This window comes from Hoeflea prorocentri (assembly GCF_027944115.1).
Lineage (GTDB): Bacteria > Pseudomonadota > Alphaproteobacteria > Rhizobiales > Rhizobiaceae > Hoeflea_A > Hoeflea_A prorocentri.
Genome location: NZ_JAPJZI010000001.1, coordinates 2031332 through 2057282, shown reverse-complemented (window position 1 = coordinate 2057282; position 25951 = coordinate 2031332). Strand labels below are relative to the sequence as shown.

25 protein-coding genes are annotated in these 25951 nt (G+C 56.6%); 18 read left to right on the top strand and 7 right to left on the bottom strand.

What is annotated here, in order from left to right:
• Nucleotides 1–51 precede the first annotated feature (51 nt).
• Nucleotides 52–2334: a tetratricopeptide repeat protein gene (locus tag OQ273_RS09675; protein WP_267990239.1), complete on the bottom strand. Its 2283-nt coding sequence runs from the start codon at nt 2332–2334 to the stop codon at nt 52–54.
• A 417-nt stretch (nt 2335–2751) separates the two neighbouring features.
• Between OQ273_RS09675 and OQ273_RS09670 the strand changes: the two genes are divergently transcribed.
• Nucleotides 2752–4323: a hypothetical protein gene (locus OQ273_RS09670; protein WP_267990238.1), complete on the top strand. Its 1572-nt coding sequence runs from the start codon at nt 2752–2754 to the stop codon at nt 4321–4323.
• A 23-nt stretch (nt 4324–4346) separates the two neighbouring features.
• On the opposite strand, the gene OQ273_RS09665 is transcribed toward OQ273_RS09670, so the two are convergent.
• Nucleotides 4347–4706, bottom strand: a complete 360-nt coding sequence (locus OQ273_RS09665; RefSeq protein WP_267990237.1) for an MmcQ/YjbR family DNA-binding protein — start codon at nt 4704–4706, stop codon at nt 4347–4349.
• A gap of 295 nt (nt 4707–5001) precedes the next feature.
• Here OQ273_RS09665 and OQ273_RS09660 point away from each other — a divergent pair, with 295 nt between their 5' ends.
• Nucleotides 5002–5682, top strand: coding sequence for a phosphatase PAP2 family protein (locus OQ273_RS09660; protein ID WP_267990236.1), 681 nt, complete (start codon nt 5002–5004; stop codon nt 5680–5682).
• Nucleotides 5683–5844: 162 nt separating this feature from the next.
• Nucleotides 5845–7161, top strand: coding sequence for an aspartate aminotransferase family protein (locus OQ273_RS09655; protein WP_267990235.1), 1317 nt, complete (start codon nt 5845–5847; stop codon nt 7159–7161).
• A gap of 5 nt (nt 7162–7166) precedes the next feature.
• Here OQ273_RS09655 and OQ273_RS09650 read toward each other — a convergent pair whose 3' ends face one another.
• The 5 genes from OQ273_RS09650 to OQ273_RS09630 form a co-directional block, all read right to left on the bottom strand.
• On the bottom strand, nt 7167–7580 hold the full coding sequence (locus tag OQ273_RS09650; RefSeq protein ID WP_267990234.1) for an SRPBCC family protein: 414 nt from the start codon (nt 7578–7580) through the stop codon (nt 7167–7169).
• Between the two features lie 156 nt (nt 7581–7736).
• Nucleotides 7737–8318, bottom strand: a complete 582-nt coding sequence (locus OQ273_RS09645; RefSeq protein WP_267993068.1) for a HupE/UreJ family protein — start codon at nt 8316–8318, stop codon at nt 7737–7739.
• Between the two features lie 22 nt (nt 8319–8340).
• Nucleotides 8341–8961, bottom strand: coding sequence for a HupE/UreJ family protein (locus OQ273_RS09640; RefSeq protein WP_425493369.1), 621 nt, complete (start codon nt 8959–8961; stop codon nt 8341–8343).
• A gap of 137 nt (nt 8962–9098) precedes the next feature.
• On the bottom strand, nt 9099–10166 hold the full coding sequence (locus OQ273_RS09635) for a Rossmann-fold NAD(P)-binding domain-containing protein (protein ID WP_267990233.1): 1068 nt from the start codon (nt 10164–10166) through the stop codon (nt 9099–9101).
• Between the two features lie 1014 nt (nt 10167–11180).
• Nucleotides 11181–12215 (bottom strand): LacI family DNA-binding transcriptional regulator, encoded by a 1035-nt coding sequence (locus tag OQ273_RS09630; RefSeq protein ID WP_267990232.1) that lies wholly within the window; start codon nt 12213–12215, stop codon nt 11181–11183.
• A 318-nt stretch (nt 12216–12533) separates the two neighbouring features.
• On the opposite strand from OQ273_RS09630, the gene OQ273_RS09625 reads away from it, so the two are divergent.
• The 15 genes from OQ273_RS09625 to OQ273_RS09555 all read left to right on the top strand — a co-directional run bounded on the left by OQ273_RS09625 (nt 12534) and on the right by OQ273_RS09555 (nt 25924).
• Nucleotides 12534–13901, top strand: a complete 1368-nt coding sequence (locus OQ273_RS09625; protein WP_267990231.1) for an ABC transporter substrate-binding protein — start codon at nt 12534–12536, stop codon at nt 13899–13901.
• Nucleotides 13902–14053: 152 nt separating this feature from the next.
• The gene (locus tag OQ273_RS09620; RefSeq protein ID WP_267990230.1) at nt 14054–15064 is read left to right on the top strand and encodes a carbohydrate ABC transporter permease; all 1011 of its coding nucleotides are present in this window, start codon (nt 14054–14056) and stop codon (nt 15062–15064) included.
• Nucleotide 15065: 1 nt separating this feature from the next.
• Entirely contained in the window at nt 15066–16217 is a 1152-nt protein-coding gene (locus OQ273_RS09615; protein WP_267990229.1) for a carbohydrate ABC transporter permease, read from the top strand.
• Between the two features lie 26 nt (nt 16218–16243).
• The gene (bglA, locus tag OQ273_RS09610; protein WP_267990228.1) at nt 16244–17896 is read left to right on the top strand and encodes a beta-galactosidase BglA; all 1653 of its coding nucleotides are present in this window, start codon (nt 16244–16246) and stop codon (nt 17894–17896) included.
• Nucleotides 17897–17923: 27 nt separating this feature from the next.
• Nucleotides 17924–19018 carry an ABC transporter ATP-binding protein gene (locus OQ273_RS09605; protein ID WP_267990227.1) on the top strand — a complete coding sequence of 365 codons (1095 nt, stop codon included), beginning with the start codon at nt 17924–17926 and terminating at the stop codon, nt 19016–19018.
• A gap of 66 nt (nt 19019–19084) precedes the next feature.
• Nucleotides 19085–19714, top strand: coding sequence for a DUF6362 family protein (locus OQ273_RS09600; protein ID WP_267990226.1), 630 nt, complete (start codon nt 19085–19087; stop codon nt 19712–19714).
• On the top strand, nt 19711–20190 hold the full coding sequence (locus OQ273_RS09595) for a hypothetical protein (RefSeq protein ID WP_267990225.1): 480 nt from the start codon (nt 19711–19713) through the stop codon (nt 20188–20190). Before OQ273_RS09600 ends, OQ273_RS09595 begins: the two co-directional genes overlap by 4 nt.
• On the top strand, nt 20187–20684 hold the full coding sequence (locus OQ273_RS09590) for a hypothetical protein (RefSeq protein ID WP_267990224.1): 498 nt from the start codon (nt 20187–20189) through the stop codon (nt 20682–20684). Before OQ273_RS09595 ends, OQ273_RS09590 begins: the two co-directional genes overlap by 4 nt.
• On the top strand, nt 20671–21171 hold the full coding sequence (locus OQ273_RS09585) for a hypothetical protein (RefSeq protein WP_267990223.1): 501 nt from the start codon (nt 20671–20673) through the stop codon (nt 21169–21171). Before OQ273_RS09590 ends, OQ273_RS09585 begins: the two co-directional genes overlap by 14 nt.
• The gene (locus OQ273_RS09580; RefSeq protein WP_267990222.1) at nt 21168–21323 is read left to right on the top strand and encodes a hypothetical protein; all 156 of its coding nucleotides are present in this window, start codon (nt 21168–21170) and stop codon (nt 21321–21323) included. The genes OQ273_RS09585 and OQ273_RS09580 overlap by 4 nt, the downstream gene beginning before the upstream one ends.
• A 186-nt stretch (nt 21324–21509) precedes the next feature.
• Nucleotides 21510–21986, top strand: coding sequence for a hypothetical protein (locus OQ273_RS09575; protein WP_267990221.1), 477 nt, complete (start codon nt 21510–21512; stop codon nt 21984–21986).
• Nucleotides 21983–22480 carry a hypothetical protein gene (locus tag OQ273_RS09570; protein ID WP_267990220.1) on the top strand — a complete coding sequence of 166 codons (498 nt, stop codon included), beginning with the start codon at nt 21983–21985 and terminating at the stop codon, nt 22478–22480. The genes OQ273_RS09575 and OQ273_RS09570 overlap by 4 nt, the downstream gene beginning before the upstream one ends.
• Nucleotides 22467–22967, top strand: coding sequence for a hypothetical protein (locus tag OQ273_RS09565; protein WP_267990219.1), 501 nt, complete (start codon nt 22467–22469; stop codon nt 22965–22967). Before OQ273_RS09570 ends, OQ273_RS09565 begins: the two co-directional genes overlap by 14 nt.
• Nucleotides 22964–25153 (top strand): hypothetical protein, encoded by a 2190-nt coding sequence (locus OQ273_RS09560; RefSeq protein WP_267990218.1) that lies wholly within the window; start codon nt 22964–22966, stop codon nt 25151–25153. Before OQ273_RS09565 ends, OQ273_RS09560 begins: the two co-directional genes overlap by 4 nt.
• 153 nt (nt 25154–25306) lie before the next feature.
• Nucleotides 25307–25924, top strand: coding sequence for a hypothetical protein (locus tag OQ273_RS09555; protein ID WP_267990217.1), 618 nt, complete (start codon nt 25307–25309; stop codon nt 25922–25924).
• The last annotated feature ends 27 nt before the right edge of the window (nt 25925–25951 follow it).

The following is a 25951-nucleotide window of genomic DNA, read 5'->3' as shown; positions in this document are numbered from 1 at the left end:
AACGGCCGGTTCCAAGGGGCGACCAAAGAGGAGACAAACCTCTTCCTGACCTTAGTTCAGGGCGCCGGCCTTCAGCATGTCCCGGTCGGCCATATGAGGCAGGCCGAGCTTCCGGTAAGCGTGGGCGCGGCTGATGTAATACTCGGCCCGTTCCGGGTTCATCTTGATGGCCCGGGAGAACTCTTCCAGTGCGCTTTCGTAGTCGTTGAGATCCATAAGTGCGTTTCCGCGCTCATAAACAGCCTCTGCTAAATCGATGTTGAGGCCGATCGCCTCGTCGATGTCCGCAATGGCGCTGACCGCAAATCCGCTTCTTCGTTTCGCCACCGCTCGTTGAAAATAGGCGTCAGCCCGCTTCGGGGCGTTGACGATGACAGAATCGAACTGCGCTATGGCCTCGTCATAGCGCCGCATTTCCAGATAAAGCCGGCCCAGGTAATAGTGTGGTTCCGGATCGAGCACGTCGATGCCAATGGACCGTTTGAACTGCTCGGCCGCCTTGGCAAAATCGCCGCGTGACTGGAAGATCAGACCGATATTGAGATAGGCGTCCCGATAGTCCGGATCATGCTTGACGGCAGCCCGATAGCTTTCAATGGCAAGCATGTCGTTGCCGAGGCTGGCATGGGCGACTCCTCGGTTGTAGTGGGCAAGCGAATGCTCCGGTTGAAGTTCGACCGCGCGTTCGAAATCATCGATCGCACCACTGTAGTCGCCCGTATTGAGGCGGGCATTCCCGCGGCCCACATAAGCGGTGACGTTTTGCGGGCGCAGTCGCAACGTATCGGAATAGGCTGCCGAAGCCTCGTCCCAACGATCAAGCTGTTCCAGGCAAAGGCCAAGGCTGAGATGGCTGTCGGCGTCGTCAGGCATCATCGAGATGGCTGTCCGAAAGTCGATCACCGCCGCTCCATGCGCCTTGCTTTGCCTGAGCATCGTGCCGCGATTGTAGTAGGCGAACGCATCATCCGGATTGAGAGCGATGACCTTGCCGAAATCCGCCGCGGCGCGTTCATATCTCTGCATCGCTTCGTGCACAAGTCCACGGTAGTGAAAGATGTCGGGGTTTGTGTCATCGATCTGCGCTGCGCGGTCAAAATCAGATAATGCTTCGCTATAGCGGCCCATTTCCTGCAGATTGTATCCGCGTTTGATATAGCCGCCTGCTGCCTTGGGTGAGGCCGTGATGGCCGTGGAGAAATCTGCATGCGCAAGCAGTTCCAAGCCGAGTGCCTGATAGGCCAGCCCGCGGTTCTCCAGGGCAATGCTGTCATTGCGATCGAGCCGAATGGCTTCACTGTAGAAGATGAGCGCCTCCGCTGTACGATCCAGTGCATGAAGCGTGTTGCCGAGATTATTGTGCGCTGAGGCAAAGTCGGGGCTGAGCCGTATGGCGGTTCGATAGTCCTGCGCGGCTTCTTCGAACTGCCGCAGTTCCTGCTGGTAAAGCCCGCGCTTGAAGAAAAGATCCGGATCCCATGGGTCGAGTTCGATTGCTGCGCTGAGATCCGAAATCGCCTCTTTGGTCCTGCCTGCTTCATAGAAGGCTTCAGCCCGGAAAAAGAAATTCAGAGCGTCTTCGCTATCGATTTCGACGGCTTTGTTGTAGTCCGCGAATGCCAGGTCAAAGGCGCCCAGTCGTTTGTGGATGTTCGCACGATTGACATAGGCCGGGTGATGCAGAGGCTCGAGCATGATCGCTCTTTGGAAATCCCTGAGAGCCTGCGCATTTGAACCAAGACGCCCTAGTGTCAGGCCGCGCATATTGAACGCGACAAAATCCCGGGGGTTGAGCCTTATGGCTTCATTCAAATCGGCAAGCGCGCGCCGATGCTTGCCCCAGTCATAGTAGGTTTCCCCGCGCCGTCGGAATGTCTCGAAATCATTGGGAAGCAAATCGACCGCTTTGTCGAGATCGGCGATAGCATGTTCAAAATGCCTCTTGTTGCCATATGCAGTGCCGCGATTGAAATAGGCATAGGCAAAGGACGGGTCTGCCTTGATGGCGCGGGTGTATTCCACAATGGCGGAATCAAAATCATCCTGATTGAGGTGATAGTTGCCGCGCATATTGAAATCAGACGCACTCGTCGGATGGAGGGGAAACGTTTCGCCGTCGGAAATTCGTCCGTCATCAAGCGGCTGTTCGGAGCCCGCCGCGGAGATTGCGATGATATTGGCAGTATTGGAGAGACATCCGGCGCAGGCCTGTAGTCGGTTATGAACATCCGGCGCGAAACTATTGACATCGCCAACCGGTAAAGGAGTGACAGGATTGGCGGCAGCAGCGGTGGAAAGCAGACAGACAAACAACCAACTGAAACGGCCCGGCAATCCACTTACTCCCTGCTTGGCGTCATGGAAAATTTATGCACGCAAAGCGCTCTCTTACAACAGCATCTTTTCTGTCTGTGGATTACTCCAGACGTCATTCCGGATTACTGGCGATGAGGCTGTGGAAAGGTTCTTAAAGGTCCCAAATGTGGCGGCGTGTCTGGTCATCGCTACAAGGGGACGTGCCCGCAAAATGAATCCATGGCGGTGAAACCGGACCGGGCGCTGACAGGCTGATAGAACTCCGGTTTATCCCTGCGAATTTCAATTTTGAATTGCTGTCATTATTGCCCAAGGTCGTGATGACGGCTCCCTCAAGGAGCTGAGATCCGGTCGTGCAATGCCAAATTCTCTTTGCATTTCAATAGGTTTTGTTGCAAACTCCGGTCGAGTACGGAGTTGAAGTGGGCCTTGGTTGTGGCGCAGGAAAAAGAAACAGCGAAATCGTCGACGAAGGCTACGGCCAAAAAGAAGCAGGCCGTTGTTGTCATACACGGCATGGGTGAGCAGGTTCCCATGGACACGCTTCGCAGCTTTGTGGACACCACATGGGTAACTGACGAAAATCTCATTCCACGCTCGCGTGTCGATTCCAACAATGGTCAACAGCGTGTTGAAAATCCGGTCTGGAGCAAACCCGACAGACGCAATCGCAGCTTCGAACTGCACAGGATTACCACCGAGGAAGCCAAGAACGGCGTCCGCACGGATTTTTATGAGTTCTATTGGGCTCATCTGATGCAGGGCACGACGTGGGAGCACTTCAAGATCTGGTTTGTTGACCTGCTGTGGCGCTCGCCAAAGCGGGTGCCGAAAGATGTTTTCAAGGCCTGGATCGCGCTTTGGATTATCACGGTGCTGATTGGTATCGTTATGGCAGTCTCTCTGCTGCCGGTTGACGATCTGCGTCAATGCCTTGCCGGTGAATGTGATGACGCAGGTTGCAGCGCCTCCAGCCTCTGCTGGACCTGGATCGGCCCGGTCCTGGGTGTGATCGTTTCCCTGGTCGCAGGGACCTTCGTCAATGTTTTCCTTCTTAAATATTTCGGTGATGTCGCCCGTTATGTGAAGGCCAATCCGCTCAACGTTGCCCGGCGCCAGGAGATACGCGAAAAGGGCGTTGAATTGCTCGAAACCCTCATGGGTGTACGTGATTTCGATCCGTCGACACAAAAGAAGGGCGCGCCTTATCCGAACTGGGATACCGAATATGACCGTATCATCGTGGTATCCCATTCGCTCGGCACGATTGTCGCTTACGATATTCTGAAGGCCAGCTTTGCAAGGGTGAACCGGTATCTTAACCGGAGCGGCCAGGCCCGTAAGAAACAGCCGGCGCGCGACGAACTCGAGAAGCTCATACAGGACGCTATCGAGAATTCGGGCAGTCTGGACCTGGAAGAGTATCGCAGGCTGCAGAACCTCGCCTGGAAAGAACTGAAGGAAAATGGCAGCCCCTGGCTGGTCAGCGATTTCATAACACTGGGGTCACCGCTCACTCATGCCGAGTTTCTTCTGGCTCATGACAATGACGACATGCGCAGCCAGCAGGAAAAGCGCATTTTGCCGACATGCCCGCCAGCGCTGGAGTGGGACCCGAAAACAAAACACCAGCATTTTACGTATCAGGTGGGTGCGAACTTTTCCAACGGCGCATATTTCCGCTATCCGCATCATGCTGCACATTTTGCGTTCACGCGCTGGACCAACATCTACTCAAAGAGCGAAAGAATTCTCTGGGGCGATATCATATCGGGACCGCTGGCCGATCACTTTGATCTTTCGACCCCGGTCGCCCGTTTGCAGGGAATTCTGGATATTCCGGTTCTGCCCGAGCAGGATATTGAGGGCAAACCGAAAGGGTCCGTGCCGTTCTTTACGCACACCAAATACTGGAACATGGATGTGCGGACCGGACCGAATGACAACTGGGCCGTGCCCTACCATATCCACAAATTGCGTGAAGCGATCAATCTGCTTGATAAGTGATCTGCCGGTCAGAGGCCGGCGGCCTAGACCACCAGTCCGAGATCACGCTGCTGCTTCTTCGTCAGCTTACTCGCTACAATGGTGTGCGCGGCTTCTATGTAGCCGCGCAAATCCACATCCGCCATTGCCGTCAGATCCTCCACCTGGACCCACTTGGCCCTTGCCAGATAGGGCGCTGGAACGATGCCCTCCTGCTCAGTCAAAATGGTGTAGGTAAGATCAGAACATTTGAAGCTGAACCTTTCGCCCGGGCCGTCGGTCCATTGCGAGCAGATTGCAAAGATTTTACCGCCGACCTTCCACACCGATGCGCCGCCCCATTGCACAATATGCGTCGTGGCTTTCAATGATCGGCAGAAACTGTCGAATTCGGATCGGTTCATTATGGTGCTTTACGCCTGCAGAGGAGACCGCCACTTTAGGCAATGCCGATCCGATGTGAAGTCAAGAACGCATCATTGAGGGCCAAAGGGGGGTGTCTGCTGACAAATTTGTCAGGAGAGACGGATCAAAGGCCAACGAAAATCTCAGACTAAAGTCGCTTTGCAAGTGCTCTGCCGCATACCCAGTTCAAAGAGACGGGGCTCAAAACCCCGGAGCAGGTTGCCGGCGGAACACCCGCCGACACATGGTTCCAACCATCCGGGGCGACATGATTGAAAACCGGAGGAATTCCGTATGCTGAAAAGGATTGCCTTTCCCATCATTGTGATACTCATTGCCATCTCGCTGGCTGTTCCGGTCATGGCCGAATCCGGGAAGCAGCGCGCTTTCCTGCCGGCAGGCGCCGTGGATGCAGTCGGGTTGATCGGGCATCCACCTGAGCGTGGATCACCGGAATTCGAAACTCAAATGGAAATCGTCCTTTGGCTGCAGCAAACCCGCACGCCCGATCAGGTCACGTTTGTGGAGCAGCCGCTGAACCTTGCGCGCTTCGCTCCGCTGATCAGTACGTCATTACTCGGTGTTGATGGCCAACTGCTCAACGAGACACTGGACGGTGTCATTGACGAAGTTCGCATGGACTATGATGCAGTAAAAGCGGTGTTTGATGAGCCACGGCCATTCCAGGTGGATTCCCGCGTCAAGCCGGTCGGAGATGCGCGGCCCGTTGCATCCTACCCCAGCGGTCACGCCATTCGCGCGACGGTCTATGGGACTTTGCTTGCAGACATGTTTCCCGAGCATAGCGCTGAAATCACCCAACTCGCTCGGCAGGTCGGCTATGGCCGTGTTGTCGCTGGCGTGCACTATCCGCTTGATGTGTCCGCGGGGCAGAAGCTCGGTGCAGCCTATGCATCTGAAATCATCAATCAGCCTGCCTATAGGGAGGCGGTTGAAGCGATTTTCGAAAAATGACAGCCAAAGCTGAACAACAGACTGCGGGCTACCGTCAGGTTGCCAGCACTTCGTTTGTCCGCGCATGAAACAAACGTATTTACATGGCGCAGATCATGTTACATATGTTTCGGCGAGGTTTCGCGGTCAAAGGCAAGCCAAATCAAGCAGGCTGGATTTGCTATGTCCCATGTTTTTCCAAGGCACACTAAAGCCGATCTCCCCGTCGCGGTGGCTGGTGAGGGGTGTTATCTGATCGACAGCACAGGCAAGCGCTATCTCGACGGCTCCGGCGGTGCGGCGGTCTCATGCCTTGGACATAGCGATGCCGATGTGACGGCCGCAGTCAAGGCGCAGCTGGACAAGGTCGCATTTGCCCATACCGGCTTTTTCACCAGTGACCCAGCCGAGCAACTGGCCGATACGCTGACTGAAAATGCGCCGCAAGGAATTGAGCGTGTCTACCTGGTCTCCGGCGGCTCCGAGGCTGTGGAGTCGGCGGTTAAACTGGCACGTCAATATTTTCTGGAGATCGACCAGCCGGAACGCAAGCGGCTAATTGCACGCCGACAGAGCTATCATGGCAACACACTCGGCGCTCTTGCGGCCGGTGGCAGTCCGGAGCGGCGCCGGCATTTTCTACCGATGCTGATCGAAACCTCACATATTGCGCCCTGCTATGAGTACCGGTTCAAAGGTGAAGAAGAAACGGCTTTTGAATACGGCCAGCGCGCCGCGAACGATCTCGAAAAGGAAATTCTGAGTCTTGGTCCGCAGACTGTAATGGCCTTTATTGCCGAACCGGTCGTCGGCGCCACGGCCGGCGCGGTACCCGCCGTCGACGGTTATTTCAAGCGCATCCGAGAGATCTGCGACCAATACGGTATACTGCTCATTCTCGACGAGGTGATGTGCGGGATGGGGCGCACGGGGACATTGTTTGCGTGTGAGCACGACGATGTCCGGCCGGACATCGTGACAATCGCAAAGGGACTGGGCGCCGGCTACCAGCCTATCGGAGCCATGCTTTGCTCCGGTCAGATTTATGAGGCGGTCGAGAACGGTTCCGGGTTTTTCCAGCACGGACATACATATATGGGGCACCCCGTTGCGTGCGCTGCAAGCAACGCCGTGCTTGAAGCGCTGCTGGGCCGCAAGCTTGTGGATGGTGTCGGTGAAAAGGGGGAGCGGTTGTCCACCGCGCTTCATGCGGCGCTCGGGCAGCATCCGCATGTTGGAGACATAAGGGGTAGGGGACTGTTTCGCGGCATCGAACTGGTCGAGGATCGCGAAAGCAAGAAACCTTTCGCGCCGGAACGCCGGGTTCATGCCACAGTCAAGGCCGCAGCGTTCGAAGCCGGTCTGATCTGTTACCCGACGGGTGGAACGATCGACGGCCAATCAGGGGACCACGTGCTGTTAGCCCCTCCGTTTATTATTGACGACAATCAGATAGACGAACTGGTGTCCAAGCTCTCCAAGGCAGTCAACAGCATCTAGCCCGGTCAATGCGGTTCGACGCTGCCGTCTTCCTTCAAAAACACCGACAGCGCTTCCACATAGCTGTCCCAGCCGCTGTCATGCATATCGAGGCTTTCCTGTTTCTGAAAACCGGTGTGGACAATACGAAGATCCGTGCCGGCATCAGCAGGTTCGAACCGGACATCGATTTGGGTTATCTCGCCACTGCGATCCCATTCCCACGTGTAACGAACATGTCTGTCCGGTTCGACGGCGAAAAACAGACCTTCCGCGACGCTATTGTGTTCCGTGCCTTCAATGATCAGCCGGAAGTGCCCACCTACTGTGGGGTTGATGTCCATCCTGGTCGCTGGCGGGATAACCGTTTCGGAACTCGTCCAGGCTGCAAAAACGCGTTCTGGTGAAAAGGGCAATTCGTAATTCTTGTCAATCTTCATAGGCATTCCCACTGCAAAACGGTGGGACCTCATGCGGTCTCCATCGGTTCATAGCAAGCCGCAAGGCGATTCGATGTTAACAAATTCTAACGCATTGAAACCGTCCATTGGCCGGCGTCACGTCATTGCGCGTAATCCCGTTGAACGGGGAAGAAATCAGGGTTGAGCAAAGGAAAGCGCCAGCATGAGCAGACTGACGGCGGCAAGCCACGCAGCGAGAATGCGGACCCCAGTCCTTGCCCAGAACCAGCCCTTGTCATGAACCAGCCAGTCCGTGAGGAGCAGTGGAATACCCAGGCAAACAACGGCGCGTAGAATACTGCCGAGAATGAGGCCCGTCATGACGCTCCAATGATCTGGATCCGGTGCGGAGGCGCTGCCTTCGATCAGGCCCGCGATCGCCGCAAACCCCATGACCGCGTAGTAAGGCATAACGGTGTCCAGGCCGACAAGCGCGCTCGCGGCAAGAACGAAACTCAAGGCCACAAGTGTCAAAATGGCCAATGGCACAGTAGCCGGCGGGACAGCAAAACCAACGCATAATGCGATGGCGAAGACGCAAAGGGCCGGTACCAAACGTTTGCCGCCGTACCGCCCTAATAAAAGTCCGGCTGCGAACAGAACCAATGTTTGTTCGGCCGGCAGCCAGGGATGAAGAAGACCAGCGTTAAGAGCGCCGCCGAAAGTTATTGATTCATGAGCACTGGCTTTGACCGTGAGCAAGGCCAATACCACCACGATCAACGGCGCGCGCACCAGCTTACCAGAATCCGAACAGGATGGATAAGCCCGCAAGGGCGATCGCAAAACCCGCCGTGCGCAAGGCAAATGTCCCGCCGGGCAGGCCGGCAACGAGGCCGAAGCCGATACCGAAAAGATGCAGCAGGCCGGTCGCGAGGACAAAACCAACGGAATAGGTCAGCGGGCTGTTCGCCGAGGGCAATTCGGCTCCGTGCGCATACCCGTGAAAGATAGCGAAACTTCCTACAATAACGACTGCGATCCACAATGGGGAACGCTGCGCCAGAGCAATCAGAAGACCCAGAACAACAGAGGATGCAGCGATACCCGTTTCAACGCCGGGCAGAGGAACTCCAAAAATACCAAGTACGCCGCCAAGAGCCATGATCAGCGGGAAAACGACGGGTAAAAGCCAGATAGCCGGACTTCCAAGAAATGCGCCCCACAGGCCCACAGCAACCATCGCCAGCACATGGTCCCAGCCATAGAACGGGTGTGTGAAACCGGAGACGAACCCGCCGACAAATCCTGGATCATCTGAATGGGCGCTGGCCTGACTGACAAGCAACACCATGAAAAGTGCAACAAGTGCGCTTGCAGCGGTAAGTCTGCGTCTTGATTTTCCGGCTGTTACGGTCATGGCTCGATACAAATTTATCGTGGTGAGAAAACAGACAAGGGCAAACGTGAGTCGAGTAGGAGTTCATAGTTTCCGAATTTTGCAGAGACCGCAAGCAGCGGCCTGGGATGTGGAGACTCAGCCGAAGGACCGCAATTTCAATAGTAGATATCGCTGATATCTATTCCGTAGAGCGTGCTCCATTCCTCAATGACAGGCAGATCCAGTTCCGGCGGCAGTGGCGAGAAGCCGTGAGCATTTCCGTCGAGTACGTGTTCGCAGCACTGATTGTGCACGGCAAATATCGGATCGATAAAGAACATGGTTGTCGGTGCGTCGAGAAGAAAGTTCAACGGAGCTTTGTTGGCGACAATCCGCGAGGCGGCATAACGATCCCCGAATTCATCGTCCGCGCCCATATTTATCAACAGCACTTTGTCGGCCAGCTGCTTGGGCTTAATCAGTTCCTGAAGGAGGCCTTCGCAACCGGTCGCCATGACGACGACAAAAGAGTCGTTTACGGCGTTGAGAAGCGATGGGCCCGGACGACTGAGCTCGGTGTCAAAGCCTGCCTTTCGAGCTTGTTCAAGGTTGGCCCCGTTGGTGTCGACGACCGTCAGCATAGCGCCTTCCTGCGCCAGATAGCGCGACACGCCGCGGCCGACCTTGCCATATCCGAACAGAACAAATTTGCGGCCTTCGATCCTTGGTTCAACAAATTGCCTGAACGCTCTGACGAAAGCCTCACCGGTGCCGAACATGGCCTCAAGGCATTTCAGTCTGGACAGGTCGAGGCTATAGATCGGCAGGTCGGTATCAAGTTTGCTGTAGACCGGTGAGCCCGATTGCGTCAGTTCGACAAATCCGCGCCGGACCGTAACACGTTCCATCGCCGGTATTTGCGCACAACAATCCAGCGCAATGTCGTAATCTCCATATAACTTCGCGTGGTCGAGTTCCATATGGGCACCGGCTGCTTTCAGGAGGTCGACACATTCCTGTTTGGGTTCAAGGCCGGGAAGCCGCAGATGGGTGACCGTCACGTCGGCGCCTGAAAGGTAGAGCGGCTCGAGCTTGAGCATCGTTTCCCGGGTTATCGGAATATTGTGAAGGAGACGCAGGCCGCGCAGCGGTTTCCTTTCGGCCCAGTCCTCTGCGAGCTTCCGCAATAACGGGTAGTCCCCAACATAGTTGGAATTGAAATCCTGAAGCTTGCCTATATCCATGATGAAGCTGCCCCCGGTGAACTATACTTCACGAACCGGCGCTTGCCGTCGCCTTGTCAGCAAGCAGTAGGAGAGGGCGTTTCGTAGCACAAGTGCCGCAGCAGAGTGCGCTCAGATTCTCATTTGCTCACCAATAAAAAGAGTTGGCCCCGCAATGGTTGTGATGGGCGGATCACAGATCATTGCGGGGCCTCGAAAGCCAGCATGTCCTCTATGCATATTATGCAATCCTGGCTTTCAATCTCCTATGTGTAATTCGGCAGCAAAATGTTGCACCTTAAAGGCTTTTCCTCAAGCGATTTGTGTAATCGCGATGGCATCATCATGTTTAGTTATGCATTCTGCATAACTTTTTATCAAGCGCGAACTCAACTCAAATGTGTGTTTCCTGCGATTTATTTTCCAAGGATGTCGGGTTGGTGATAGATGATTTGCATTGAAAGCCGATCAGAGCTGCGGAATTTTGATCTGCGCAGGCGATCCGAACGATCCGCTCCTCGCAAAAGCGTCAATTGATATCCTCTTGCTTTTGCGTTGTTTGTTGCGGTGAGCCGCGAATTCATGAGTTTGAGCTACATATTCACAGGATTATTACCCTGATACTGAATGCGGTCAAAGTAGCTGCATGAAGGTTTTCGGATTATTCATCGCGACGCAAGTAGAAACGAAAAGGTTTAACTCGCAGATGCGCCGTGACAACCCGTGCAGCATTGGCGGCCAAGCCTGATTCCGCAAGAGCTCAGACAGATTTCTGACAGGATTGCTCTATCACCGGACGGTGTATTGTCGGGGTGTTTTACAATCGCGCCTTTAATTCCGTGTATGTTGGTGGCGATATCCGGGCGAGCCGCATCGGCAAGTTTTAGAAAAAAGTGCACAACAAAAGATCGAAATCCCGATCGGTGGCAAAGGCGGCGCGCATATGCCGAAAACATCTGGGGCAATGGTTGGCGGCATGCGTGCATCCACTATGGGTTGCGAATTGGTCACTGGTGAATGCCCGTGGAGCGGACGCTAAGGCTGTTCTCGCGCTGGACCTGTTGAATTGCCGATGACCAGCTCCGTCTCCCAAAGCTCATGGACAGGTTCGTGGTTGGGATTTTCAATTGCTGCGATCAGCATTTCCGCACAGCGCCGGCCGGCGGCTTTGATTGAAGATCGCAGTGCCGTGAACATCGGAATTTCGCCGCTGTTGGACAGAAATGTCAGCATGTCGTCATGGGTCACGATTGAGATATCACGACCGACTTCAAGTCCGGCCTCCTGAATGGCGCGCAATGCGCCCATGGCAGGCAGGATGCTTGAGCACAGGATCGCCGTCGGACGGCGCACAAGCGCAAGCATTTCCTTTGTGCGGCGATAGCCGTAAGGCTCCATCATGTCCTCGGCGAACATAATGCTCTCATCCGGTTCCACACCGTATTCCTGCAGTGCTTCTTGATAGCCGATCCGCCTTCGTTGGGCGAAGGTCATACTCTCCAGCCCGTTAAGCAGCGCGATACGCCTGTGCCCAAGATCAAGAAGAAAACGGGTCGCGCGTTGGAAGGAGCGGCGGTTGTTGACGTCAAGCCAAGAATAGGAGTCATCCTCGTCCGCGCTCCTGCCATGAACGACAAACGGCATGGCAAGCTTCTGCAGGAGAGCAATACGGGTATCACCTATGAGGGGCGCATGAACCATCATGCCGTCGACACGTTTGCTGGCGATCAGCTTATAGTAGGTCTTTTCCTCCTGCTCGGGCGTAACGACAGACATGAGCATGTCGTAACCGGCTTGCGAATAGGTCTCTCCGGCGCCGGCGATGAAATCAGAAAAAAGCGGATTGATCATCATGTGATCCGATTGCGGGACCACGTGGCCGATGGTCTTGGATTTTCCGGTGGCGAGCTTTTTTGCATGCGGGCTCGGCGAGTAATTCAGCTGCTGAGCCATATCGAGAACCTTGCGGCGGGTCTTCTCGCTGACTTCCGGAAACCCATTCAGCGCCCGGCTGACGGTGGTCTGCGAAATGCCCAGGGCCTCCGCAAGCTGTTTCAGATTTACACTCATTCGATTCCCAAAGCGTTTTGAAAAACAGTCCGAAGCCTAGCCATAATTCTGCTGATATGGCAACCGTGTTCACGTTTTTCCAAGTTGCGCCGTCCGGCGATTTAATCGTTTTAAATTCGTATCAAACAAAAAGATTAACAAAAACAACAACTAGATAGGAAGGTTGAGTTTAGGGGCTGGATTTTGTTTACAATTGCGTTGACAAGGTAAATGGATGGCGGCATTTTGAACTCAATTCAAACCGCTTTGGATATTGTTTGAAGATAGATTGCATCACCGATGCGGGTAACCGCATTCCGTGAATCGGGAGGAAAATTCATGAAACGTAAAACCGCAATCGCGGCGTTTGTCTGTGCACTCACGATGGGAACGGCACTGTCCGGTGCGACCCAGGCGCAGGAGCTTGTCTTCAAGCCGGGCGAGGATGACCGCTTCAACTGGGCGAGTTACGAAGCGCTCAAGGGTATGGACTTGTCCGGGGAAACGATCACGGTTTTCGGTCCGTGGACGGGCGCCGACCTCGAGCTCGTTGAAGGCATGATCGCCTATTTCGAGGCGGCGACCGGCGCAAACGTGGAATATACCGGCTCCGATTCCTTCGAGCAGCAGATCGTCATCGATACGCAGGCGGGCAGCCCGGCCAATGTCGCAGTATTCCCGCAGCCGGGACTTGCTGCCGACTTGGCGGCGAAGGGTCTTCTGACGCCGCTGGGCGACGAAACGCGCGATTGGGTTGCCGAAAACTATGCGGCGGGCCAGTCCTGGGTGGACCTTGGCACCTATCCTGATCAGGACGGTAACTCAGGTTACTTTGCCTTTCCGTTCAAGGCGGACGTGAAGTCGCTTGTCTGGTATTCACCGGAGAACTTTGAGGATGCCGGCTACGAAGTGCCGGAAACCATGGAAGAACTCAAGGAACTGAGCGAGCAGATCGTCGCCGACGGTGAAACGCCCTGGTGCATCGGGCTTGGCTCCGGCGGTGCAACCGGCTGGCCTGCGACGGACTGGGTCGAGGAGTTCATGCTGCGCACGCAAAGCCCGGATGTCTACGACAAATGGGTTCGCAACGAAATTCCGTTCAACGACCCGGCAGTTATCGGCGCGATCGAGGAGTTCGGCGCCTTTGCCCGCAACAACGATTATGTGGATGGCGGCGCGGAAGCCGTGGCCACAACTGACTTCCGTGACAGCCCGAAGGGCCTCTTTACCTCGCCGCCCAAATGCTACATGCACCGCCAGGCATCCTTCATTCCGTCTTTCTTTCCGGAAGGCACGGAACTTGGTGAAGATGCCGACTTCTTCTATTTCCCGGCCTATGCCGGAAAGGATCTGGGTAAGCCGGTGCTCGGCGCCGGAACACTGTTTGCGATCACCAGGGACTCAAAAGGCGCACGTGCCTTTATCGACTTCCTGAAGTCACCGATCGCGCATGAGGTCTGGATGGCACGCGCCGGTTTCCTGACGCCGCACAAAGGCGTCAATCCGGATGCCTATGCCAATGAGACGCTGAAGAAGCAGGGACAAATCCTGACGGATGCGACAACGTTCCGTTTCGACGGTTCCGACCTGATGCCCGGCAAAATCGGAGCCGGCGCCTTCTGGACCGGCATGGTTGACTATGCCGGCGGCAAATCTGCCGCCGACGTCACGGCAGAAATCCAGGAGAACTGGGACGCGCTGAAGTAACGTCCGCGCCTGCCTGACCTCCAGCGATCCGGGCCGACCTCCCGGCCCGGATCGTCAGCCCGGCTCCTGCCGGCAGCCCGATCGGGGGACCCGTTCATCATCGAGTTTTGACGATCGCCTTTTTCCAAACGGAAGCTTGAAGGGGCAGAGCGATGAATCAGCTTATCTTCGCCACACTGACTATGGTCCTGGGGGTCGCCGGCTGTGCCGCTTACTTCCTGCTCTCCAACTGGGTGCTCGACGCCATTTTGCCTTCAAAAGAAGGTGACGGCGAAAGAGCGATCCGCAACCTGCGGCTTGCCAACACCATACGGCCTTGGTTGTTTCTCGCACCCGCGCTCCTGGCGCTTGGCGTCTATCTCTTCTACCCGGTCGTCTCGTCGGTCCGCCTTTCCTTTTTCGGTCGCTCCGGCGAGGAATTTGTCGGCCTGTCCAACTATGCGTGGATGCTCGCCGACCGCGAGTTTCACGAATCGATGCTCAACAACATGCTCTGGCTGATCTTTGTTCCGGCAGCAGCAACCTTCTTCGGCCTGATCATAGCAGCGATGACCGACCGGGTATGGTGGGGCAACATCGCCAAAAGCCTGATCTTCATGCCGATGGCAATCTCATTCATTGGCGCTGCCGTTATCTGGAAATTCATCTATGACTACCGCGAGCAGGGGTCAGAACAGATCGGACTGCTGAATGCGATGGTCACGTTCTTGGGCGGCGAACCGCAGGCGTGGATCACGCTGCCATTCTACAACAACTTTTTCCTGATGATCATCCTGGTCTGGATCCAGACCGGCTTTGCGATGGTGATCCTGTCCGCTGCGCTGCGCGGTATTCCCGAAGAAACCATCGAGGCTGCGGTCATCGACGGAGCAAACGGCGTACAGATCTTCTTCAAGATCATGATCCCGCAAATCTGGGGTACGATTGCCGTTGTGTGGACAACAATCACCATCCTTGTCCTCAAGGTCTTCGATATCGTTCTGGCGATGACCAATGGTCAGTGGAACACCCAGGTCCTCGCCAATCTCATGTTCGACTGGATGTTCCGCGGCGGCGGTGATTTCGGCCGCGGCGCGACCATCGCCATCGTCATCATGGTGCTGGTGATCCCCATCATGGTCTGGAACATCCGCCGGGCAAACGCCGAAATGGAGGGCCGTTGATATGGCAGCCGCAGCTTCTGCAAAATCACCGCTCACATGGGCTGTCCATATCGGCGTTCTGTTTCTTGTTGTGATTTGGACTCTGCCCACATTCGGGCTTTTCGTCTCGTCCCTGAGGGACAAGGATCAACTCGCTGTTTCGGGCTGGTGGACGTCACTGACGGCTTCCGAGCAACGCAAGATCGGACGCTCGGGTGCTCCTGACACCCAGATCGAGGAAGATGGGAAATTCGTTTTGCAGGGCAATGTCCTGGATGGCGAAAGCGGTACGATCACCATGTTCGGCGTCAGTTCGCGGGACCCTTCAGCTTTTGAAGCCGGAACCACGGCCGAGATGCGCAGCGGAGGCATGATGACCGTTGAGTCCAATGGCGACTATCGGCTGGTCTCCGATGAAAAATGGACCGGAAACCGCGGCAAGCGCATCTTCTACACGGTGACCGCGCCGCCCCGCTTCACACTGGAAAACTATGCCAATGTGCTCCGCGCCAATGGGCTCGGACAGTCCTTTATCAACTCGCTGACCGTGACAATTCCGTCGACGGTCATTCCGATCCTGATCGCGGCTTTTGCGGCCTACGCACTGGCCTGGATGAAGTTTCCGGGCAGGGCGCTTTTGATTGCCGCCGTGGTCGGCCTGCTGGTCGTGCCCCTGCAGATGTCGTTGATACCGCTTTTGCGCCTCTACAACGAGGCAGGCCTTATCCTCGGCGTTCCGGCAAAGACCTATGTGGGTATCTGGCTGGCGCATACCGGGTTCGGGCTGCCGTTGGCAATCTATCTGCTGCGCAACTACATTGCCGGCTTGCCGCGCGAGATCATGGAATCGGCCAAGGTCGATGGCGCCAGCGACTTCGAGATTTTCCTCAAGATTGTCCTGCCGCTCTCGTTCCCGGCGCTCGCATCCTTTGCGATCTTCCAGTTTCTCTGGGTCTGGAATGACCTCCTGGTCGCCATGGTCTTCCTTGGTAATGGCGATGATCAGCTTGTCCTGACGGGGCGTCTGCGCGAACTGCTTGGCTCACGCGGGGGCAATTGGGAAATCCTCACGGCTTCAGCCTTCATCAGCATTATCGTGCCGCTGCTCGTGTTCTTCGGGTTGCAGCGTTATCTCGTTCGCGGCCTTCTGGCCGGTTCGGTCAAGGGTGGCTAACAATGACAATAGTGGACAGGAACCTGATGTCTGAAGGTATCGTATCCTCTTCCGCCGTGGACGCGGACTGGTGGCGTGGCGCGGTCATCTACCAAGTTTATCCGCGTTCCTACCAGGACACGACCGGCGACGGCACCGGCGATCTTAAGGGTATAACTGAGCGATTGCCGCATATTGCGTCACTTGGGGTCGATGCGCTCTGGATATCGCCGTTCTTTACCTCGCCCATGCGCGACTTCGGCTATGACGTCTCGGACTATTGCGATGTCGATCCGATGTTCGGAACCCTCGGTGACTTCAAGGCGCTGGTCGAGCGGGCGCATGAGCTTGGCCTGAAGGTAATGATCGACCAGGTGCTGTCGCATTCTTCGAGCGAACACCCCTGGTTTATCGAAAGCCGCAGCTCCCGCGACAATGACAAGGCTGACTGGTATGTCTGGGCCGATGCCAAACCGGACGGCACGCCGCCCAACAACTGGCTGTCCATCTTCGGCGGCCCGGCATGGCAATGGGACACTGGCCGCAGGCAGTATTATCTGCATAATTTCCTTGCGACACAGCCCGATCTCAACCTGCACAATGCAGAGGTTCAGGACGCGCTGCTCGAGGCGGTGCGGTTCTGGCTCGACCTTGGTGTGGACGGTTTCCGGCTCGACACGATCAACTTCTATTTCCACGACCGCGAGCTGCGCAACAATCCGCCGCTTCATCCCGAACAGCGCAACGCGTCGATCGCACCCGATGTGAACCCGTACAATTTTCAGGATCACCTGTTCGACAAGAACCAGCCGGAGAACCTGGAATTCCTCAAGCGCCTACGCCGCCTGCTCGAGACGTTCCCGGGCTCTGCAGCTGTCGGTGAGGTGGGCGATGCACAGCGCGGCCTGCAGATCGTTGCCGACTACACATCCGGCGGCGACAAGGTGCATATGTGTTACAGCTTCGACCTCTTGTCGGAGACGCCGCCGACTGTGGATCACCTGAGCACCGTCGTGCGCAGTTTCGAGGAAACCGTTAAGGACGGATGGGCCTGCTGGGCCTTCTCCAACCATGACGTTCAGCGTCATGCGAGCCGATGGGCGCTAGGGTTCGGGGGCACGCCGCAGCACCTCAAACTGCTTGCCGCTGTGCTCCTTTCCCTGCGTGGATCGGTGTGCATCTATCAGGGCGAGGAACTCGGGCTTACCGAGGCGGACCTTCAGTTCGAGGACCTTCAGGATCCTTACGGCATCGAGTTCTGGCCGAGCTTCAAGGGGCGCGATGGATGCCGCACGCCGATGGTCTGGGGCGTGGAAGAAAAGCACGCCGGATTTTCGCAGGCTAAGCCATGGCTGCCCGTATCGGATGAGCATCGCAGTCAGGCCGTTGACAGGCAGCATGCGGACCCGGACTCGGTCCTCAATCACTATCGCGGGTTCATTGCATTCCGCAAAGAGAACCTGCCGCTGATCAAGGGAAATTTCGAGCTCGTTTCTCAGAATGATCAGGTCTTCTGCTTCCGCCGCCGTTTCGGCAACGAGACCATCATCTGCGCGTTCAACATGTCCGACGAAACGCAGACCGTTCGTATTGCAGATGAGAGCGTCGAAACGCTCGAAGGCAGCGGCTTCAACGGCCATGCCGACGGTCAAACCATCACCATTCCGCCCATCGACGCCTATTTCGGCCTCGTAGGGTAGGAACGGAAACCGAGGAGGGAAACGAAGATGTCCGGCCTGAAAATAGACAGTGCCAAGAAAGCCTATGGCGATGTTGAAGTGCTGCACGATATCAATCTCGATATCAAGCGCGGCGAGTTCATCGTCTTTGTCGGACCGTCCGGCTGCGGCAAGTCCACGCTGCTGCGCATGATCGCGGGGCTGGAGGAGATCAGCGGCGGTACGATGGAAATCGAGGGCACCGTCGTCAACGACATGCCGCCGTCAAAGCGCGGCATCGCCATGGTGTTCCAGTCCTACGCGCTTTACCCGCACATGACGGTCTACGACAATATGGCCTTCGGCATGAAGATCGCCAAAGCCTCGAAGGAAGAGATCGATCAGCGCGTGCGCGCCGCGGCGGACAAGCTTCAGCTGACCGAATATCTCGACCGGCTTCCCAAGGCGTTGTCCGGTGGTCAGCGCCAGCGCGTCGCCATCGGCCGGGCCATCGTGCGCGACCCGAAAGTGTTCCTGTTCGACGAGCCGCTTTCCAATCTCGACGCGGCGCTGCGCGTTGCCACCCGTATCGAGATCGCAAGGCTGAAAGAAAGCATGCCGGATGCGACCATGATCTACGTGACCCACGATCAGGTCGAGGCAATGACCCTGGCGGACCGTATCGTCGTGCTTTCGGGTGGCTATATCGAGCAGGTCGGCGCGCCGATGGAGCTTTACGAGAACCCGCACAATTTGTTTGTCGCGCGGTTCATCGGCTCGCCCGCCATGAACATCCTGCCGGCGACTGTCGAGGAGACGGGTGCATCGACCAAAGTCGCGCTGCAATCGGGTGATCATGTGAGTGTTCCCGTCGCATCGCCCGGCGCGATGAAGGGCGCGGCGGTGCATTTCGGCGTGCGGCCGGAGGATCTGCGCCTGGCGGATGCCGGCGGCGGCATCCTGCACGGCACGGTCTCGATCGTCGAATCCCTTGGCGAGGTGACCCTTGCCTATATGGACGGCACCGGCTCGGACGAGCCGATGATCGTCAAACTGCCCGGCAGCCATGAGATCAAGCGGGGCGATACGCTCTCGCTCGATGCCGATGCCGACAAGCTGCACCTGTTCAACGATGCGGGCATTTCGCTGCGTCATCTGAACTAACACGCTAAATGGGATTTCCATCCCTAGTTGTTCATGCTATGTTCCGTCCTTTCCAACGGAACAGGCATGGATATGAAAGCAAGTCCACATTTTCAGGAATGGACGGCTGACGCTGTTCGCGAGCGTGTCGTCGAAGCGGCCCGCACGCTGGCGATCTGCCCGCGTGCGCTCGGCCCCAAGGCTTTCGGCAATGCGATGCCCGAGCCGTTGCGGCGTCAGACCGACGCCTATGCTTCCAATGCGCCGCGCTATCGCCGCCGCCCATCCGCCGCAGCCATCGCGCGCATGGAGGAATGCTGGACCTGGATCAACCGGCACCCGGACGGACGCGACCGGCAGCGCCTTTATGACTGGGCGCGTGCGCGAGCCGGCTGTGGCGGCACCGTCAAATCGCTCGCACGAAAAGAGGGCGTCAGCGAGCGCACGCTGCGGCGGGATATCGCACGCGTCTGTGCAGCCATCGCGCATCATCTGAATGGCGCCCATGTCCTTCGCACCTGCGGCGGGTTAACGCCCGGCGATGCCGATCGCGCTGAAGGCGAGGGCATCCGGCCGACAGAACATCGTTCTCCACCGCATTGGCGCGCACCCGGCGCCCGCCCGAAGATTGACCCCGACGAGCCGTCCCGCCGTTTGCTGTCGCATCGAACCCCTGTGCCTGCGGACAAGCCGGTGCAAGAAAGGATCAAGCAATGAGTGAAGACGAGGATTTTGTGCCGCCGGAGCCGTTCCCGTGGGAGTTGGAGTTTTGGGATATGGCCCGCGCGTTCCGTGAGCGGGCCGAGCGGGAGGGCAAGCCGGAAAACACCTATCCGGAGATCGACCCGGACAAGAAACTCACTGTGGCGGATGTGTTTGCCTATATACGGGCTTGCGAGGCGCATCCGGAAGTCTGGAATGCCTATGTGTTCCTCAAAGAGCGTCGGCAGCTTTATCATACCGACGAGGATTATGTCAGGCCTACTGAAGAAGAGAGCTGGAACAATCACCTTACTCTCAGATTCCGACGCTGGTATGGGATCAAGCATCATCCCGGATACAACGCGGAAGATTTGATAGTCGGCGGTATCATTGTGACTTGGGTCATCGACGGTGAACTGGACGGTCTTTACGGCGACGCCGCTCGAGCGGAGATCCTAAAGTTGGGTAAAGACAAGGGGATCACGGAATGAACCACGTCCTGGATATCGGGCCGCTGCTCAACCTTTATCGCATGTCGCAAAGTGACGGCATAAAAATCGATCCCAAATACGGTACCCTGTCGCCTTTCCATCGTGATGGTGGCCGGGTGATCGTGCTGCATGAGGTGTTGGGTGAGATTGAGTATGAACCGTATAGGAACAAGATTGCAGATTGGCTGAAGGCCAATGGTGCCGAAATTCTTGAACCCCAGATTCCGGATGAACCGGATGCCCTGAGGCAACTCAAGAAGCGCTACTTTCCTGATATGCAGGAGAGCGAGGCCGCGAGCTGCAAGAACCGGGCCGATATTGCCGCATACCGGTTCCTTGAGACGGTGAAGGGCGACGGTCAGGAATACCGGCTGGTGGCCCATGACAGCGGCTGGCTGGACTACCCCAAAACCATGCTCGAGGAGTTCCGCAATACGGGCCGCCGATCTCCAGCTAGCACACAAACGACAGGGCCAATCCATGAGCAAGCCTGAAGGAAAAACTGAAATTCAAGCAAGGCCCTGGGCGATCGAACCGCCTGAAAGGGAGGCCTTCTACTGGGAGATTGAGGCAGATAAGCTGGAGGAGGTGCGAAGAAGAGAGCTCATCAAAAGAACTGGATCTCCTGTCGATTTAACTCCGCAGCCGATTGACCCGGACTACTGGCTAACGTTGGATGAAGTCTACACTTACATTCGAGCCTGCCAGAAGCACCCGGAAATCTGGGATCACATGATGCCTCTGGATCTGGACGAAGACGTGGAACGCGTATCGGATGAGGAGTTCTGGCGACGGTCCTGGATTGGCAGCTTTCAGCGATGGTACTGGTTAAAGTACCACCCGGGGACGCATACATCCGCCTTTGATAGTGCCGAATATGTCATGGAGGGCTATCTGATCGGCGAGTTTGATGATCTGTTTGGCGATGCGGCAAAAAAAGAACTGCTTGATGTCGGCGCCATACGGGAGAAAGACGCGTGAGCGAGCGAAAAGCCCTTATTGTCATCGACATGCCGCAGCTTTCGAACCTTTTTACGATGCATGAAAAGCACCGCATTGATGGCTACCGCCCGCTCAACATCAGCAGCAGTTCGCCCAAAGCGTTGAAGCGCATAGTGCAGAATTGGCCTTGAACCTGACTGCCCGATAAGGGTTGCCGTGCGGCAACAGCTTTAGTTTTGTTCTTATTTTGTTCTGATTTCGCTTGAGCATGACATAACAAATTCCCATAGTGGTTTCATGCAATGCAGGATTGAATTTTGCCGTCCGCACCGGATGTCCGGGCGCGTTGATAGGTCTTTGGACGAAAGGATCAAGGAATGAGTGAAGACGAGGATTTTGTGCCGCCGGAGCCGTTCCCGTGGGAGTTGGAGTTTTGGGATATAGCCCGCGCGTTCCGCGAGCGGGCCGAGCGCGAGGGCAAGCCTGAGAACACCTATCCGGAGATCGACCCGGACAAGAAACTCACTGTGGCGGATGTGTTTGCCTATGTCCGCGCCTGCAAGGCGCATCCGGAAATCTGGAATGCCAATGTCATGCTCAAGCGCCATCGCGAACAGGAGTACTCCGAAGGTATCCTGGAGAGCACGGAGGAGGAGACCTGGAACCATTATCTGACGCTGAGGTTCCAGCGCTGGTACGCATTCAAACATCTACCGGGCTACAACCCGTATGATCTGATCGTCGGCGATATCGTTGTTGTTGATGTCATTGACGGGAGGCTGGACGATCCCTTCGGAGACGAAGCGCGTTCCGCGATCCTTGAAATCGGAGAAGACCGGGGGATCGTTCAGTGAACCATCTGCTCGATATCGGTCCGCTTCTAAATCTCTATGTGATGTCTCAGACAGACGGCATCAAGGTCGATGCCAAATACGGCACTCTGTCGCCCTTCTATCGGGATGGCGGCAGAGTAATCGTGCTTCGAGAGGTGTTGGATGAAATTCGCGATGGACGCTTCAAGAAACCTATTGAGAAATGGCTGCTGGCCAACGGTGCCGAAATTCTTGAACCCCAGATTCCGGATGAACCGGATGCCCTGAGGCAACTCAAAAGGCGCTACTTTCCTGATATGCAGGAGAGCGAGGCCGCGAGCGGCAAGAACCGGGCCGATATTGCCGCATACCGGTACCTTGAGACGGTGAAGGGCGACGGTCAGGAATACCGGCTGGTAGCCCATGACCACGGCTGGCTGGGCTACCCCAAGACCATGCTCGAGGAGTTCCGCAATACGAGCCGCCAGCCTAATGTCAGCACACAAACGACAGGACCAATCCATGAGCAAGCATGAAGGAAAAACTGACATTCAAGCAAGACCCTGGGAGATCGAGCCGCCTGAAAGGGAGGCCTTCTATTGGGAGATTGAGGCAGCTGCGCTGGAGGAAGCGCGAAGAAGAGAACTGATCAAAAGAAACGGATCCCCGCTCGATTTAGGTCCCGACCCGACTAGCCCGGACGCCTGGGTAAGTTTGGATGAAGTCTACAAATATATTCGAACCTGTCAGAAACATCCGGAAATCTGGGATCATATGATGCCGCTGGATCTCGACGAAGATGCGGAACGCGTATCGGATGAGGAGTTCTGGAGACGGTCCTGGATACACGACTTTCAACGATGGTACCGACTGAAATACCACCCTGAGGCGCATACACTCTTCTTTGATCAGGCCGAGTATGTCATGGAAGGCTATCTGATCGGTGAATTCGATGACCTCTTCGGCGAGGCAGCGAAAAGCAAATTGCTGGATATCAGCATCATAAGGGAGAAACGCTCATGAGCGAGCAAAAAGCCCTTATTCTCATCGACATGCCGCAGCTGTCGAACCTTTACACCATGCATGAAAAACATGGCATTGATGGCTTGCGTCCGCTGATCTCGAATGGAAACCGATTGATCATCCTTCATAACGTTTCAGAAGAGTTGCCGCGTGGACGAAGAGGTGAAGTAAACGATTGGCTGGGCTCACGTCCAGGTGTCATCAAACCTCAACTTAAAGTCAAAGCGGCCGAACTCGAAACCCTCAAGCGCCAATATTTCCCTTCTGTGAAGGCAGGCCAGCGGGCCGACGTGGCCATCGTAAAATATATTCTAGAGAACAAAACAGAAACATTCACGATCCTCAGCCACGACAGCGGGCTCAATGAATGGCCGGATCATGTCAAGAAGAACAAGGGTTGGAACATCAAGGTCCGCTCCCACGGCGGTCTGCCCGGTTTTTACTTCAACGAGGCCATCAACGGTCGCATCAGCGCCGAGGATTATGTGGCGATTATGCAGCATGTCCAAACGGGAAACCTCAGCGAGAAATATCGAAGAGTTTTTACGGCGGAGGAGATCGAGAAGTTCAAGACAAAATTCGCGGACGAAAAGGGTGAGATATTCTTTGGCGCACGCCGTTTCGCTAAACTCGGCCTCTTCCTCGGCACGCTCAAGGCCGCGGGTATCCTCGGTGATGTTGTCAGTGTGGCGCAGGCGGCGGAGGAGTCGGCATGGCACGCCGAGCGTGGCGATGCCGTCAAGGCCGAGAAGGCCTGGGCCAAGCTCGCCGGCGATCTGTCCGGCGGAACGGCGGGGGCGGCGGCAGGCGGCTGGGCCGTGGCGGCCGGTTTGCGCGTTCTGGGCGTGGTTCCAAACCCGGTGACAAAGGTGCTTGCAATCGCTGCCGGCGCGCTGATCGGCGGCTATGCGGGCGGCGAGAAAGGCAAGGATTTTGCTGGGGCCTTGCATGATTACATCGTCGCCAACAATGACGGTCAGGCACTGACCGCCGGGCTGATTGCCCGCTTCGCACGCGACTACAACAACCGTCACGGTATCCTGACGCCTGAAGAACTGGAGTTCGTCCGGCGCTTTGCACTCAGCCAGGAATATCAGTTCTTCAAGCGCGAAGGACCGGAGCGGTTCCGGGAGATCTTCGGCCAGGACTTTCTTGAGTTGTACGGGCAATACATGCTGGACGAGGCCGGACGCCCGATCACCGGCTATATTGCGACGGATGAGGGCGACGTGTTCCTGACGCCCGACAGCAAGGGTGGCCTTCGCGAAATTGTGGTGCCACGGGAAACGATTGACAATACGAAGCAGATCTACCGGGACGAGGGCGGCACCTACAAGGCTGTCCCGACGGATGCGGGGACGGCGCTCTATGAGGAGGAGACCGGTGCGTTTTCGCGGTTGATATCGCCGGAAAATTTGCGCGAGGAATTTCTGAAGAAAATGGGCGCAAGGCGTTTGCGGTTCGATGCCCTCGAGCCAGCCTCGCCGCATTACGACCCGGAGATGAAGATCGACTTCTTCGGCAGGCCGATGCGAGCGGGCGATCTGGTCGACGGCGATCCGGATGTCGGCGATGTCAGCTACTACCCGGGGGACAATGACGGCAACCTCACCTCAGGCCCGCGCCAGCCTCGCTTCCGCAAAGTGCCTATCATGGACCTGCTGCTAAAAGACGGCGTTTTACGCAACGAGAATGGCGAGGTGATCCGCGCCTCGACGGGAAGGCCCGCCGGCGGTGTCTATGACCGTTTTGTCAACATGCAGTTGTTGAGCGATGATGGCAGCCTGGTGGAAGGACGCACGGGCCGGTCCCGGGTCGGCGCCCGTTTCATCCATTCGAGCGGGACGGATGTCGGCCTTGGCGAGCTTTTCAGGCATCTTCAGCTCTTTCCGGATGTTGACGGCGATTTGCGCAGCCCGGCGCTCGGCAAGAGACGCCAACGCCAGCCGCTCTACTGGATCCTGCATCGCGATCTGCCGTCTCCGGAAGATTATGTGCTTCAGCGCAGCGGCTTCGAGCCGGGGCATGTGCGCCGTCAGCTAAAGGCGGCAAACCGGTTTGTGAAAACGGATGGCGATCTGTTCGGGCGACGTCCACCTTTTGCTCCCGTGCCAACGCCCAAGCCTGACCGAACAGAGCCGGGCAGGGCGGAGTATCCCGGCTACAGGAAATTCGGCCCAATGTGAGAAAACTCTCACATTTTGTTTAACAGGGCTTGCGCGGATTGAACGAACCACCATATCGGGAAGTACATCGTCGCTGGAAAGAGCGCCACGGGATCGGAGGGCTAACTGCCTGAACCGTCGCAGCTTTTTCGCGCGAGCAAACGGAGCAGGACAATGCGAAACATCACCGTGGCCGCCGCTGCACTGGCGGTCGCAGGGCTTGGCTTTGGCTTTTTCACGCCGGCAATCACCGGCGATGCCGAACCGCGCCTGACATCAGCAACGGCAGGCGAATGGTCAACGACGCGCTACAACCGGTTCGGACCGTGGGAATCGATCTGTGAAGTCGGCGAACCCATGAACGACGGCAATGCGGAACGCTGTTATCTGCGTCTGCTCGACCGGTTCAGCACCGGTGCGAACAGCGATGCGCAGGATCGCTTCGGAACGATCGCCGCCTATGTCAGCCCGGCCAAGAATGGCCTGCGGGTCGAGTTTGACCTCGAAAACGGCCTGAGCTTTCAAACGGACGGGTTCTATCTTGTCCGCGATGGCATGGCCGTTTGGCGGCTGGACGACGGCGCATGCCTTGAAAGCGGCGTATGCAGCTTTACCGGTCCCGCAGCCGATGCACTGGTGCGCGCGTTCTCGGACCAGGGAACGGGCGAACTGGACATGCATGTCGAATTCACTGACCGCTACGGCCAGACGCTGGTGCGCAATTGGCCGATGCTGCCCTTCGCCGGCGCATTTGCCGACTTTAAAGGCAATATGCAGCAGGCCATGATGTAAGGTTTCAAAATCCGCGCCCGGTTCGAC

Excerpts from the sequence above, each read along its gene's own strand:
- OQ273_RS09665 (WP_267990237.1), bottom strand. The coding sequence starts at position 4,706 with ATGAACCGATCCGAATTCGACAGTTTCTGCCGATCATTGAAAGCCACG.
- OQ273_RS09660 (WP_267990236.1), top strand. The coding sequence starts at position 5,002 with ATGCTGAAAAGGATTGCCTTTCCCATCATTGTGATACTCATTGCCATC.
- OQ273_RS09655 (WP_267990235.1), top strand. The coding sequence starts at position 5,845 with ATGTCCCATGTTTTTCCAAGGCACACTAAAGCCGATCTCCCCGTCGCG.
- OQ273_RS09650 (WP_267990234.1), bottom strand. The coding sequence starts at position 7,580 with ATGAAGATTGACAAGAATTACGAATTGCCCTTTTCACCAGAACGCGTT.
- OQ273_RS09640 (WP_425493369.1), bottom strand. The coding sequence starts at position 8,961 with ATGACCGTAACAGCCGGAAAATCAAGACGCAGACTTACCGCTGCAAGC.
- OQ273_RS09635 (WP_267990233.1), bottom strand. The coding sequence starts at position 10,166 with ATGGATATAGGCAAGCTTCAGGATTTCAATTCCAACTATGTTGGGGAC.
- OQ273_RS09630 (WP_267990232.1), bottom strand. The coding sequence starts at position 12,215 with ATGAGTGTAAATCTGAAACAGCTTGCGGAGGCCCTGGGCATTTCGCAG.
- OQ273_RS09625 (WP_267990231.1), top strand. The coding sequence starts at position 12,534 with ATGAAACGTAAAACCGCAATCGCGGCGTTTGTCTGTGCACTCACGATG.
- OQ273_RS09620 (WP_267990230.1), top strand. The coding sequence starts at position 14,054 with ATGAATCAGCTTATCTTCGCCACACTGACTATGGTCCTGGGGGTCGCC.
- OQ273_RS09615 (WP_267990229.1), top strand. The coding sequence starts at position 15,066 with ATGGCAGCCGCAGCTTCTGCAAAATCACCGCTCACATGGGCTGTCCAT.
- bglA (WP_267990228.1), top strand. The coding sequence starts at position 16,244 with ATGTCTGAAGGTATCGTATCCTCTTCCGCCGTGGACGCGGACTGGTGG.
- OQ273_RS09605 (WP_267990227.1), top strand. The coding sequence starts at position 17,924 with ATGTCCGGCCTGAAAATAGACAGTGCCAAGAAAGCCTATGGCGATGTT.
- OQ273_RS09600 (WP_267990226.1), top strand. The coding sequence starts at position 19,085 with ATGGATATGAAAGCAAGTCCACATTTTCAGGAATGGACGGCTGACGCT.
- OQ273_RS09595 (WP_267990225.1), top strand. The coding sequence starts at position 19,711 with ATGAGTGAAGACGAGGATTTTGTGCCGCCGGAGCCGTTCCCGTGGGAG.
- OQ273_RS09590 (WP_267990224.1), top strand. The coding sequence starts at position 20,187 with ATGAACCACGTCCTGGATATCGGGCCGCTGCTCAACCTTTATCGCATG.
- OQ273_RS09585 (WP_267990223.1), top strand. The coding sequence starts at position 20,671 with ATGAGCAAGCCTGAAGGAAAAACTGAAATTCAAGCAAGGCCCTGGGCG.
- OQ273_RS09575 (WP_267990221.1), top strand. The coding sequence starts at position 21,510 with ATGAGTGAAGACGAGGATTTTGTGCCGCCGGAGCCGTTCCCGTGGGAG.
- OQ273_RS09565 (WP_267990219.1), top strand. The coding sequence starts at position 22,467 with ATGAGCAAGCATGAAGGAAAAACTGACATTCAAGCAAGACCCTGGGAG.
- OQ273_RS09560 (WP_267990218.1), top strand. The coding sequence starts at position 22,964 with ATGAGCGAGCAAAAAGCCCTTATTCTCATCGACATGCCGCAGCTGTCG.
- OQ273_RS09555 (WP_267990217.1), top strand. The coding sequence starts at position 25,307 with ATGCGAAACATCACCGTGGCCGCCGCTGCACTGGCGGTCGCAGGGCTT.